The organism is Bacillus cereus (genome assembly GCF_015071065.1).
GTDB lineage: Bacteria > Bacillota > Bacilli > Bacillales > Bacillaceae_G > Bacillus_A > Bacillus_A cereus_BA.
Genome location: NZ_VOVA01000015.1, coordinates 1 through 12302 on the forward strand (window position 1 = coordinate 1; position 12302 = coordinate 12302).

Below are 12302 nucleotides of genomic sequence, written 5' to 3' on the forward strand. Positions count from 1 at the left end.
TATATGGTGGAGGATGACGGGATCGAACCGCCGACCCCCTGCTTGTAAGGCAGGTGCTCTCCCAGCTGAGCTAATCCTCCGAAGTGGTGACCCGTACGGGATTCGAACCCGTGTTACCGCCGTGAAAGGGCGGTGTCTTAACCACTTGACCAACGGGCCAATATGTATGGCAGAGAAGAAGGGATTCGAACCCTCGCACCGCGTTAGCGATCTACTCCCTTAGCAGGGGAGCCCCTTGAGCCACTTGGGTACTTCTCTGTATGGCTCCGCAGGTAGGACTCGAACCTACGACCGATCGGTTAACAGCCGATAGCTCTACCACTGAGCTACTGCGGAATAATGAAGACAATTTGTATCTTATAAAAATTCTCATCGTAAGTCAAGAAGTTTTTTCACAACATCTTGCGCAAACGTGACATGTTTATAATATACTGGATTGCGTTTTCACTGTCAAGATGTTTTCACTACCAGTTTTAGTTGTCCTTTACACTTTCCACATACATATCTTTGCGTATTTATTTGACGTCTTCTTACATATTGAAACGAACACCCCATACATTCATACATAGAAACTTTCGTTTCCTCCTCACTAATCATTCGTTTACAAAAACGTGGTGCACCTACCTTCTTTAATAACTCACGAAAATCTCTATCTCGATGCTTATACCCTTTTCCTGTGATATGTAAGTGATAATGACAAAGTTCATGTTTAACAATCCCGACTAACTCTTCTTTACCATATATTTCGTAATATCGATAATTCAATTCTATATTATGATTCTTCAATAGATAGCGCCCACCAGTTGTACGTAGCCTACTATTAAACATCGCTTTATGTAAAAACGGCATTCCAAAGTATTGTAACGATACCTCTTCCACTAACCGCTGGATTTCTTTCTCATCCATTCTCATTCCTCCTAAACTAAAAAATATTTTTACACTTTTCTCCCTTCTTATACATATAGTAAATAGTACATATACCCATCCTCATTCAAGAAGCGTGATTTCTAAAAATGCAGCATTGCTAGAAATCCACTCACCAACCTCTCATCAAAGTTACCTTAACTAAAAGGTGCTACTTTTTTGAGAGCAGGATTAAACAAGGAGGGATTCCTATGCCCACGTGGCTAAAGAAACAAATGCAACGTGCATATTTTGAGAAAAACCGGTATCAAATCAAGTTACTAAATGAATGCTGGTTTTATTATAGTAAAATACATCAAAGCTCATAATCAATTAAACTTTCCAGTTCATAAAAAAAGAGCAGTTTCATCTGCTCTCTTTTCTTACTATTCAATCGGTAACATCGATAATGCAACACGACCTTTTTTCGTATCAATATCATCTACCCATACCTTTACAATTTGTCCCACGGATACAATATCTAATGGATGCTTTACAAATTGTTTGCTTAGTTTAGAAATATGTACTAAACCATCTTGCTTCACACCAATATCAACAAAGGCACCGAAATCAACAACATTGCGGATCGTTCCCTCTAATTCCATACCACGCTTTAAATCTTCTAATTTTAAAATTCCCTTTTTCAAAAGTGGCTTTGGCAACTCGTCCCTCATATCTCGTTCCGGGCTAATTAAAGCATCCATAATATCAACTAATGTTGGCTCACCAATCTCCGTCTCTTGAGATAATTTAGAAATATCTACTCCTTCTAAACTCTTTTGCAAGTTTGGTTTCCCCACATCATTCTTTGATAACCCCAGGCTCTTTAATAGCAATTCAACATTTTTATATTGTTCTGGATGAATCCCTGTACGATCTAACGGATTCGCTCCTTCTAATATACGTAAAAACCCAATACATTGTTCATACGTTTTTGCACCTAAACGCGGGATTTTCTTTAATTCAGTACGCTTCGTGAATTTTCCATCTTCCTCACGCTTAGCTACAATATTTTTCGCAACTGTTTTTGATAACCCCGAAACATATTGCAACAATGCAACTGAAGCTGTATTTACATTAACACCAACTCGGTTAACTGCCGTCTCTACTACAAATGTTAATGATTCATTTAATCGCTTTTGAGATACATCATGTTGATATTGCCCCACTCCAACAGATTTAGGGTCAATTTTCACAAGCTCTGCAAGTGGATCTTGTAGGCGTCTCCCAATTGAAACAGCACTTCTTTCTTCAACCTGTAAATTCGGAAACTCCTCACGAGCTACATCAGATGCTGAGTACACACTAGCACCCGCTTCATTTACAATAATGTAAAATACATCTCGTTCTACATTTTGTAATACATCTACTATAAATTCTTCCGTTTCCCTCGAAGCTGTACCATTTCCAATCGCTATCATTTCAACTTCATATTTATCTATAATTGAAATGATTTTCGTTTTTGCATCCTCATATTTACGAGCAGGCGGATGCGGATAAATAACATCTATGTGAAGAACTTTTCCTGTATCATCTACTACAGCTAATTTACAACCGGTTCTATATGCTGGATCTACCGCTAACACAACTTTCCCTTTCATCGGAGGTTGTAATAATAAATTACGTAAATTCTCAGAGAAAATATGAATCGCTTGTTCTTCGGCCGTTTCCATTAATTCTTTACGAATTTCTCTTTCTATTGAAGGTTGAATTAATCGCTTATATCCATCTTCCATCGCTAATTGTACATAATGCGCACTTTTAGACGCTTCATCAAGAATCATTTTTTTATGTAAAAACTGAAGAATTTCTTCAATTGGCGTGATAACAGAAACTCTTAATACGTCTTCCTTTTCACCACGATTCATAGCTAGTACACGATGCGGCACTACTTTTTGCAACGGTTCTTCATAGCCATAATACATTTCATATATATTCTTTTCATCTTTTTCTTTATCTTTTACAGATGAAGACATAATCCCTTTTCGGAAAGTAGTATTGCGAATCCAACTACGATATGCCGCATTATCCGAAACAAGTTCCGCAATAATATCTTGCGCACCTTGCAACGCATCTTCTGCAGACTCCACTTCTTTTTCTGCATTAACAAATTCCATAGCCTTCTCTGCTGGATTTTCTTTTTTATATAACAATAGCCACTCAGCTAATGGTTCTAATCCCTTTTCTTTAGCAATTGTAGCTTTCGTTCTTCTTTTTTCTTTATATGGACGATATAAATCTTCTACTTCCTGAAGTTTTGTTGCAGCAACAATATGACGACGCAACTCTTCGGTTAGTTTACCCTTTTCACCAATAAGACGAAGAACCTCTTCTTTCCTATCTTCTAGTTGCATCATATATTGCCATCTTTCTAAGATTGCACGAATTTGCACCTCATCTAGGGATCCTGTCCATTCTTTTCGGTAACGAGCGATAAATGGAACTGTGTTACCTTCTTCTGTTAATTGAATAACATGACGAACTTGCTTTTCTGCAAAGCCTAATTCTTTCACTAACATTTTCATTAACCCTTGTCGATTACCTACCATTTCCATATCCAACCGTAACCTCCTCTATAATAAAAAAAAGTTGCCCTGTAAAGAGAGCAACTTAAACTGCCGATTTAAAAATCTATTAGTCCTAAACTAATTTGTAACGCTTCATCTACACGACTCATCATCACTTCATCCAAATGAGTGATTTTGTCCGTTAAGCGTTGCTTATCGATTGTTCGAATCTGCTCAAGTAAAATAACAGAATCCCTCTCAAAACCGTACTTTTTCGCATCAATTTCCACATGAGTGGGTAATTTCGCTTTTTGAATCTGTGCAGTAATAGCCGCTACAATCACAGTCGGACTAAAACGATTTCCGATGTCATTTTGAATGACAAGAACCGGACGAACGCCTCCTTGCTCAGAACCAACAACTGGGGAAAGGTCTGCAAAATACACGTCGCCGCGTTTTACAATCAAAATATTACCCCCCGCTAACTAAGCGTTCTACTGTATGAGCTGCTTCATACTCTGCTAAGAAAGCTTCAGATGCAATACCAAGATTAATTTTTCCCATTTCAATGTACCCACGTCGCATTGATTCATGTTGGTAGCGTTTCTTCGTCTTATGTTGACGCAATAACAGTTGTGTTGCCTGGCAAATTAGTTCATGGCGATTCTTATTCTCTTGTTTTCCAATTCCGTCCAATTCCGTTACCATTTGCTTTGGCAACCGAACCACGATTTCAGTAGTTACACTTGATTCGGACACAAAAATACACCTCCACCGTCAACTACACACCCAAATATATATATGACACCTATTTTAATAATACCATTGTATGGAGCCTGTTGCAAAGACTTCCTTATTCCTTGCTTATGTTTTCCAATTCATAAACAAAACATTCATCTTCTTTTACTTTTTATCTCTTTCAAACAAGAAATAAAGCAATCCTTTCCGCAACATTTCATTGTAACTTATATTAATAACAATTATAAAAAGAAGCTCCCTAGCAAAAAAGAGCTTATTTTCCATTAGCGAAAATCCCTTAAATGACGAGATGCTGAGCAATAATACCTTCTTCTATATATCGTTCAAATAATTGATTACTTCTACAACTTTACCATGTCGTATAAATATTCTCGGTACACGAAAGCTTATCGTTGCAATAATTTCATAATTAATAGTCCCGGAATATTCAGCAACCTCGGTAGCACTAATATACTCATCACCTTGTCTCCCAATGAGTGTAACTTTTGTACCAAGTGGCACTTCACAAGGAAGATGTATCATGCATTGATCCATTGTCACTCGCCCTACAATCGGTACTCTTTCACCGTTTACAAGTACTTTAAACCCTTGCAATCTTCTAAGCCAGCCATCTGCATATCCAATTGCAACTGTCGCAATCCATTCTTCAGTTCTCGTTCGGTATGTGACATTATAACTAATCCCATCCCCTTTAATCACTTGCTTAATATGAGCAACTTTCGTATGAAGTGACAACGCCGGTTCCAATTTAAATGGTAAAAAAGGACGTATTTCTACAGATGGGGATAATCCATACATCGCAATACCAACTCGCACCGCATTAAATGTAATCCCTTGAAACCTTAACGTTGCAGCGCTATTGGCTGTATGGACAAATTTAGGATTCACTCCAAATTCTTTCAACCAACTTAACTGCTGCAAGAATGTATTATATTGCTTATCAAAGTAAGAAGTCTCAACCTCATCCGCTGTTGCAAAATGCGTATATACTCCTTCTAACTCTAAAAATGGTGCACCTTCTAAACTCTTTAAGAACCCTTTTAATTCTTTGCGTTCACGTATTCCGATTCTCCCCATACCACTATCAAAATTAATATGGAATTTCATTATTGATGAACCATCCCAGAGCTTTATCGCTTCTTCCACCCATTCTTTTTGAAAAACAGTTAATGCTACATCATTTTCAGCAGCTACATTTACATCACAGGGCGGGGAAGGGCCTAATACTAAAATCGGTGCAGTAATACCAGCCCTCCGAAGCACTAAAGCTTCATCTAAAAAAGCAACTGCTAATCTTGTTGCTCCTGCTTCTAATGCAGTTTTAGCCACCGGTACATAATCGTGCCCATATGCATTCGCTTTAACTACAGCAAAAATCTCTACATCACTTGGAATGAACTCTTTAATATGCGTAACATTGTTATAGATCGCATCTAAATCCACTTCCACCCAAGTGTCACGGTAAAACGGTGCTTCTTCCATAAATACACTTCCTTATACACAATATGCGAAGCTTATTCTTTTATATGCTTCTTTTATGAAATCCACCTTCAAACTAAGAAAAGACGCGGTGCACATATATCACCACGTCTAAGAAGTTTACTTCACCTGCTTCGCTGTAACCGAACGAGCAACCATCAACAACTCATTCGGCTCTAAACCTTTAGACACGAGCATATATTCCACTCCGTTATGCGACCACGTTACAGAGTCTTTCGTCAATGCACCCATCGTGAAACCAAGATCAACCGGCTCTCCACTTACACTTACCGCCGATGAGGCCTCTGCAACTTTTGCCTTTTCTTGTATTAAAGTAAAGGATTTCTTACCTCCAGTGTATGTGAGTATTGCACGCTTGCCACTGTCTGTCTTCAACTCTTCTTCCTCTTTCAAAGTCATGCCTTGTGGCGTATCACGTGGATACAAAATAGCAAACGGTTTGTCTTCTTTCGCTGCCGTCTGAACATCCACTTGTGCTCTAGACATATTTTGTTTCGTATCAAATGCACCTTTATCAAACTTTGCATCAAACTTTACTTTAGTGAAATCTACTTTTACAAGGACATTTTGATCATTATCCATCAGTTTCACAGAAACTGGTGTTAAATCACTTTTATTCAGCTTAATTTCTTGTTTCGGCAACATATTTTGATGTTGATAATTTGTTTTTGTTTTAAATACATAATACTTATCTGTTTTCTCGAAAGAGAGATTTTTCTTATCTTGCAAAATATCTCTTACAAGTGATTCATATAAATAAGCCTGGCTACTATTTTGCGGCCAATCACTTTGAAAACGGAAACTCTTATTAAGCGCCGGTGTTAATACAAATACACCTTCATCATTTCTTAAAATAATTTGACTCTGATCCTTTTTCGCATTCTGCAAATTCACACGATAATACGAAGGTTCTTTATGCCAAATTTCTACATTGTACTCCTGAGGCTCATTTCCTGTTTTAATAGATAATTTCGCTTCAGCTTGATAACTCTTCATACTTTTAACTTTTGCTTCTAAATCTCTCACAACATCTTCCTGTTTCTTTTCCATACAACCCGCCAACACAAAAACGGTCAATAAACCGACAAGAACTAAAAACAGACGCCTTTTCATCACTTCAGCCCCTTTGCCCCTATAAATGAATGGAAGATATGCCTTCCTTATCGCTACCTCAAATATATGAGACAAAGCTATAAAATATGCAGACTAGCGTGACGAGCTTTCCAAAACAACTTGAGCAACGGCAAATTCTTTACTATGACTAATTGATAAATGAACAATATGCTCTGTATTTGTAATGATAATCGGCTTACCTCTATCATCATTCCTTACTTCAATATCTAAAAAACTCACTTCTTTCCCGATACCGGTCCCTACCGCTTTAGAATACGCCTCTTTTGCTGCAAACCTTCCAGCTACGAATTCTGTAAGACGACTTCCTTTCAGCCCCTCGGCAACACTACGTTCTCTTTCAGTTAAAATACGTTCCATAAATTTAAGCTTTCCATCTAGCATTTTTTCAATTCGATTTAACTCAATAATATCGATTCCAATCCCTACAATCATTTCAAAATCCCCTTCTTCTATTTAGCTTTCTTCATTCATATTGTAAGAATAACAGAGAATCTTTCTGATGCAAAAGGAGTGATACTAACAACATGCTAATACCATCCACTCGCATTTCCTTACAACCGATTATCATCTCTTTACTTCTTATACAATTAGTCATGATTATATTGAGCGACTTTTCCCTCTTTCACCTGGCAGCCTACAATGAATATATCGCTAAAGGAGAATGGTGGCGTGTCATAACTTCCTTACTTGTACACGTAGACTTACAACATTTTCTTTCTAATAGTATTTGTTTATTTGTACTTGGTTCTTCTATTGAAAAACAACTAGGACACTTTTCTTTCATCATTATTTTTTTCCTTTCTGGCATTCTCGGGAATATTTCTTCTTATATTATTATGCCTCTTGAATATATTCACGCCGGAGCATCTGGTGGTATTTTCGGATTACTAGGCGCCCAATTATTTTTATTGTATAGTCGATATCGTTCTTCAAAACCAAGAGACATCGCTATTTTTTCAATAATGATACTTATATTACTGCTATTTACTTTCTTTAATCCCTCTGCCAATCCTATAAGCCATTTAACAGGATTGATCATCGGCGGCATGTGCACCCCTTTTTTAACCAAAAAAACCGATGGCGCAGAGCTTATTTAATATAGAAGCTCGCACCATCGACAATTTCCACATCTGTTTGTTTACTTAACTCTCTCATTAGTTGAAATAAAGACTCGTCCTTTTTCTTCGCCTCAATCATACAATCAATTTGCGGAACACTCCCCTTTATCTTTTTCAAAAAAGATAAGAAGGTATCTACATCAATAAAATCTGCATGTGCTCTCGGGTCTTTTCCATCTCTAGGACTGGAGATGTGCATTTTAACTGGTAACAAAGACGATTCCCACGTATGTACAACACGTGCCCAATCTTCATGCCAATCTTCCTGGTCATTATTCATCATATGATGGTGCAAATCAAACACGACTGGAATGTCTAATTTCTCACCTAAATACAATGTTTCTTCTAAAGAAAAGGTCGTGTCATCATTTTCTAATATAATCATCTCTTGAATACCTCTTGGAACAGTTGACCAATTTTCTATAAAGCGTTCTAATGCGAGCTCCTTATCTTTATAACCTCCTCCCACATGTAATACACATCGTTGCTTATGTTCAATTCCCATACCCTTTAACAATTTTTTGTGCATCTGCAATGTTTTTACAGATTGTTGGAAAACACTCTCCTCAGGTGAATTTAGTACAACAAAATGATCTGGATGGAAGTCAATTCGCATATTCATACGAATTGCATATTCACCTAATTCTTTCAGATTTTCTTTTAAAGGACGAATATAGTTCCAATCTAACAACTCCTCATGATTCGCTAAAGGAATAAGCTTGGAACTAAGCCGAAAGAAAGATATATCATGCCCTTTATTATGCTTTAATAACCGTAAGCAATTTTCCAAATTCGAATTAGCAATCCTTTCGAGTTTACGAATCGCAGCCTCTCGATCATCAATCCGCCGAAACTGTGCATATGTCATCGTTTGAGATGGAGATGCATTCTTCAAATGCACACTCATCGCAACATACCCAAGTCTTACAAGCATATAGCACCCCATTTCTATACGAGTTATTATGTAGTATGCACAATTACAGAAATAAAAAAAGAGAATGCCAGCAAAGGGCATTCTCTTTTTTATTAAGCTTGTGGACGGCTATGATGTTTTCTTTCGCCGCGTCCATTTGAAGATCCAGGACGACCTTCACCTTTACGACCACGGTTACCATCACGGCTACCACTACCACCATCACGATTGCGATCACGGTTACGACCATCGCCACTTCCACTTCCGCGTCCGTCACGGCTACCACCATCACGATTGCGATCACGGTTACGACCATCGCCACCGCCGCGTCCATCACGACTACGATTACGGTTACCATCACGGTATCCACTTCCGTTACCACCGCGTTTTTTAGAACCGCCACCTCTTGAAACAACTGGTGGTTCTGATGTTAAAGCGATTGGAGTTGTATCTGGCTCTTTTGTCATCATTTTTAAAGCAGCAGCTACTACTGTTACAGAATCATTCTCTTCTAACATTTCTTCTGCAATACGCTTGTAGTATGATAAGTTTTCATTTTGGATTGTGCTTTGAAGTTTTTCAGCGATTAAACGTTGTTGACCTTCTAATGCCTCGTCAAGTGTCGGTGCTTCCATACGATCAACCTTACGTTTTGTTGTACGCTCGATATTTTTCAATTGTCCTGATTCACGTGGTGTTACAAATAACATTGCAATACCCTTTTTACCTGCACGGCCAGTACGACCGATACGGTGAACGTATGATTCTGGATCTTGTGGGATATCGAAGTTGTATACGTGTGTTACGCCTGAAATATCAAGACCACGTGCAGCAACGTCTGTTGCAACAAGAACTTCAATAGCACCTTCTTTAAATTTGCGTAATACAGACATACGCTTCGCTTGTGTTAAGTCACCGTGAATACCTTCTGCTGCATAACCACGTAAGTTTAATGCTTCTGATAATTCATCAACACGACGCTTTGTACGACCGAATATGATTGCAAGCTCTGGAGATTGAATATCTAGTAAGCGTGTTAACACGTCAAACTTATTCTTTTCTTGCACTTCTAAATAGAACTGCTGAATGTTTGGCATTGTTACTTCTTTTGCTTTTACTTTAATGTGTTGAGGCTCAGTCATGAAACGCTCAGCAATACGACGGATTGGATCTGGCATTGTCGCTGAGAATAATAATGTTTGATGTGTTTCTGGCACATCTGTTAAAATCGCTTCAATATCTTCAATGAAGCCCATGTTTAACATTTCATCCGCTTCGTCAAGAACAACAGTCTCTACGTTTTGTAAGCGAAGTGTTTTACGGTTAATATGATCTAAAATACGACCCGGCGTACCAACAATAATGTGTGGGTGTTTTTTTAGAGCACGAATTTGGCGGTTAATATCTTGACCACCATAAATTGGTAGAATACGAACACGTTTATGTTTACCAAGTTTGTATAGCTCTTCTCCAACTTGAATTGCTAATTCGCGCGTTGGCGCGATAACAATACCTTGAACTGCTTCTTTATTTGTATTCACTTTATCTAATAGTGGTAATCCAAATGCTGCTGTTTTCCCTGTACCTGTTTGCGCTTGCCCAATAATATCCTTACCTTGCAATGCATATGGAATTGTTTCAGCTTGAATCGGCGTAGCCTCTTCAAAGCCCATGCTTTCAACAGATTGCAGTAAAGACTCACTTAATCCTAATTCTCGAAATGTTGTCAATGTTACTTCTCCTTTTCTATCCTATACTTATCATTTAAAAAAAGGCGTTTTCCGAACTTGCGGAAAAGCCCTTTTCCTGAATACTTACGTATATAACCGGGCGTATATTCTTCACGAAAATACTTCTAAACGTTATTACACTTTATCAATTATATGTTTTGTAGGTGTAAAAAGCAAACCCCAACTGTTACCTTATTTCATATTCAGAGCTTTTTTCTTTACTTTTATTTTTTTATCATTTACTGTAAGCGCTTATTATAAGTTTCCACTATTTTCGTGGCTATCATCCCTATTTATATACACCAATTATTTCAACATCGTAATTACTTCTTCTAATTTCATGCCGCGAGATGCTTTTACTAATACAACATCTTTGGTACCGACTACTGCTTGCAACTCTTTTATTAACTCTTCTTTACTATCATACGCTTTTACACGGTCTTTAGGGAAATTAATTTTTGCACCTTCAGCAATTTGAGCCCCTAATTTACCATATGTGAATACATATGAGATTTTTGCTGGATCAATTAATTTACCTACTTCATAATGAAATTGCACTTCTTGATTTCCAAGTTCTAACATATCACCAAGTACAACAATTTTTTTAGCAAATCCATCTAAACCATTCATTAGGTGGAACGCAGCTTCCATAGCTGTTGGACTAGCATTATAAGCATCATTGATAATTGTTAAACCACTATCTGTTTTTACAATTTCCATACGCATACCTGTCATTTGAAGTGTTACTAAACCCTTTTTCATTTCTTCCCACGTTACACCAAAATGTTTTGCAATTGCCATTGAAGCAAGCGTATTATATACATTATGTTTTCCTAGCACCGGTAGATAGAATGACAAAGTTTCATCCCTGTTCATCTTAAAGTGTGTCCCAGTAGCCTGTAATGTCACAGTAGTTGGATAATAATCATTCGCTCTCGCATCACCAAATGTAACTATTTCACCTGCTAAATTCATTTCTGGAACACGATTCGTTAATAGCGGCTCATCTCCATTATATACGAACACGCCACCCTTTTGTAAACCTGTAACAATTTCTAACTTCGCTTCAGCAATCGCCTCACGAGAGCCTAAATCCATTAAGTGTGCCTCACCAATGTTCGTGATAATGGCTGCATTAGGACGAGCTAACTTAGATAGAAATTCAATTTCTCCTCGGCTTGACATGCCCATTTCTAATACAGCTACTTCTGTATTTTCCTCTAAATTTAAAATTGTAAGGGGTAAACCAATATGGTTGTTGAAATTACCTTCTGTTTTTTGAACTTTAAATTTAGTCGCAAGAATACTTGTTACAATATCTTTCGTAGATGTTTTACCATTACTACCCGTTACACCAACAACTTTTACATCCAATTGATCACGATAATTTTTCGCTAACATTTGCAAAGCTGCTAGTGTATCTTCTACAAAAATAACTGGAAGATTTTCAGGTGGATTTTCTACATCTTTCATCCATAATGTAGCAATCGCCCCGTTTTCAACAGCTTTATCTACAAAAGCATGTCCATCGAAACGTTCGCCTTGAATCGGAACATATAAATTTCCGTTTTCAATTTTCCTCGTATCAATAGACACCCCTTGTATAGTAATTCCCTCATACTGCTCTGCTAATCCAGAACCATTTATCATCTGCTCTACTTGTTTTAACGTTCGATTTATCATGAAAACACTCCTTACATAGAGGAAGCACTATTCCTTTGAATAGTGCTTCCTCCTT

Annotated in this window: 12 protein-coding genes and 4 tRNA genes; 2 read left to right on the plus strand and 14 right to left on the minus strand. The window is 37.6% G+C overall.

Features of this window, described 5'->3' with window-relative positions; translation table 11 throughout:
• Window positions 1-4 precede the first annotated feature (4 nt).
• From FT637_RS23380 to FT637_RS23400, 5 genes are all read right to left on the minus strand, one after another.
• A tRNA-Val gene (locus FT637_RS23380) sits at window positions 5-80 on the minus strand.
• A gap of 4 nt (window positions 81-84) precedes the next feature.
• Window positions 85-159 (minus strand) — tRNA-Glu (locus FT637_RS23385).
• A gap of 8 nt (window positions 160-167) precedes the next feature.
• Window positions 168-258: transfer RNA gene (locus FT637_RS23390), tRNA-Ser, on the minus strand.
• 3 nt (window positions 259-261) lie between these two features.
• Window positions 262-336, minus strand: a tRNA-Asn gene (locus FT637_RS23395).
• Window positions 337-450: 114 nt separating this feature from the next.
• On the minus strand, window positions 451-906 hold the full coding sequence (locus tag FT637_RS23400) for a SprT family protein (protein ID WP_193648319.1): 456 nt from the start codon (window positions 904-906) through the stop codon (window positions 451-453).
• 209 nt (window positions 907-1115) lie between these two features.
• Here FT637_RS23400 and cmpA point away from each other — a divergent pair, with 209 nt between their 5' ends.
• Window positions 1116-1232: a cortex morphogenetic protein CmpA gene (cmpA, locus tag FT637_RS23405; RefSeq protein WP_001143642.1), complete on the plus strand. Its 117-nt coding sequence runs from the start codon at window positions 1116-1118 to the stop codon at window positions 1230-1232.
• A gap of 57 nt (window positions 1233-1289) precedes the next feature.
• Here cmpA and FT637_RS23410 read toward each other — a convergent pair whose 3' ends face one another.
• The 6 genes from FT637_RS23410 to acpS all read right to left on the minus strand — a co-directional run bounded on the left by FT637_RS23410 (window position 1290) and on the right by acpS (window position 7235).
• Window positions 1290-3458: a Tex family protein gene (locus FT637_RS23410; protein WP_193648390.1), complete on the minus strand. Its 2169-nt coding sequence runs from the start codon at window positions 3456-3458 to the stop codon at window positions 1290-1292.
• A 68-nt stretch (window positions 3459-3526) separates the two neighbouring features.
• On the minus strand, window positions 3527-3877 hold the full coding sequence (ndoA, locus tag FT637_RS23415) for a type II toxin-antitoxin system endoribonuclease NdoA (protein WP_000635965.1): 351 nt from the start codon (window positions 3875-3877) through the stop codon (window positions 3527-3529).
• 4 nt (window positions 3878-3881) lie between these two features.
• Complete coding sequence (locus FT637_RS23420) at window positions 3882-4169, minus strand: antitoxin EndoAI (protein ID WP_000004570.1); 288 nt, start codon at window positions 4167-4169, stop codon at window positions 3882-3884.
• Between the two features lie 312 nt (window positions 4170-4481).
• Complete coding sequence (gene alr / locus FT637_RS23425) at window positions 4482-5651, minus strand: alanine racemase (RefSeq protein ID WP_193648320.1); 1170 nt, start codon at window positions 5649-5651, stop codon at window positions 4482-4484.
• A 117-nt stretch (window positions 5652-5768) separates the two neighbouring features.
• A complete protein-coding gene (locus FT637_RS23430; protein ID WP_193648391.1) occupies window positions 5769-6719 on the minus strand; it encodes a LolA family protein in 951 nt (316 codons plus the stop codon).
• 156 nt (window positions 6720-6875) lie between these two features.
• Window positions 6876-7235 (minus strand): holo-ACP synthase, encoded by a 360-nt coding sequence (gene acpS, locus FT637_RS23435; protein WP_193648321.1) that lies wholly within the window; start codon window positions 7233-7235, stop codon window positions 6876-6878.
• A gap of 92 nt (window positions 7236-7327) precedes the next feature.
• Between acpS and FT637_RS23440 the strand changes: the two genes are divergently transcribed.
• Window positions 7328-7900, plus strand: coding sequence for a rhomboid family intramembrane serine protease (locus FT637_RS23440; RefSeq protein ID WP_193648322.1), 573 nt, complete (start codon window positions 7328-7330; stop codon window positions 7898-7900).
• Here the strand turns inward: FT637_RS23440 and uvsE are convergent.
• The 3 genes from uvsE to murF form a co-directional block, all read right to left on the minus strand.
• Window positions 7893-8855 (minus strand): UV DNA damage repair endonuclease UvsE, encoded by a 963-nt coding sequence (uvsE, locus tag FT637_RS23445; protein ID WP_193648323.1) that lies wholly within the window; start codon window positions 8853-8855, stop codon window positions 7893-7895. The genes FT637_RS23440 and uvsE overlap by 8 nt on opposite strands.
• A gap of 92 nt (window positions 8856-8947) precedes the next feature.
• Window positions 8948-10564: a DEAD/DEAH box helicase gene (locus FT637_RS23450; protein WP_193648324.1), complete on the minus strand. Its 1617-nt coding sequence runs from the start codon at window positions 10562-10564 to the stop codon at window positions 8948-8950.
• Between the two features lie 306 nt (window positions 10565-10870).
• Entirely contained in the window at window positions 10871-12247 is a 1377-nt protein-coding gene (murF, locus tag FT637_RS23455) for a UDP-N-acetylmuramoyl-tripeptide--D-alanyl-D-alanine ligase (RefSeq protein WP_193648325.1), read from the minus strand.
• Window positions 12248-12302 lie beyond the last annotated feature (55 nt).

What these genes read in the sequence shown, in the direction of transcription:
- FT637_RS23400 (WP_193648319.1), bottom strand. Translation starts at nt 906, where the DNA reads ATGGATGAGAAAGAAATCCAGCGGTTAGTGGAAGAGGTATCGTTACAA.
- cmpA (WP_001143642.1), top strand. Translation starts at nt 1,116, where the DNA reads ATGCCCACGTGGCTAAAGAAACAAATGCAACGTGCATATTTTGAGAAA.
- FT637_RS23410 (WP_193648390.1), bottom strand. Translation starts at nt 3,458, where the DNA reads ATGGAAATGGTAGGTAATCGACAAGGGTTAATGAAAATGTTAGTGAAA.
- alr (WP_193648320.1), bottom strand. Translation starts at nt 5,651, where the DNA reads ATGGAAGAAGCACCGTTTTACCGTGACACTTGGGTGGAAGTGGATTTA.
- FT637_RS23430 (WP_193648391.1), bottom strand. Translation starts at nt 6,719, where the DNA reads ATGGAAAAGAAACAGGAAGATGTTGTGAGAGATTTAGAAGCAAAAGTT.
- acpS (WP_193648321.1), bottom strand. Translation starts at nt 7,235, where the DNA reads ATGATTGTAGGGATTGGAATCGATATTATTGAGTTAAATCGAATTGAA.
- FT637_RS23440 (WP_193648322.1), top strand. Translation starts at nt 7,328, where the DNA reads ATGCTAATACCATCCACTCGCATTTCCTTACAACCGATTATCATCTCT.
- uvsE (WP_193648323.1), bottom strand. Translation starts at nt 8,855, where the DNA reads ATGCTTGTAAGACTTGGGTATGTTGCGATGAGTGTGCATTTGAAGAAT.
- murF (WP_193648325.1), bottom strand. Translation starts at nt 12,247, where the DNA reads ATGATAAATCGAACGTTAAAACAAGTAGAGCAGATGATAAATGGTTCT.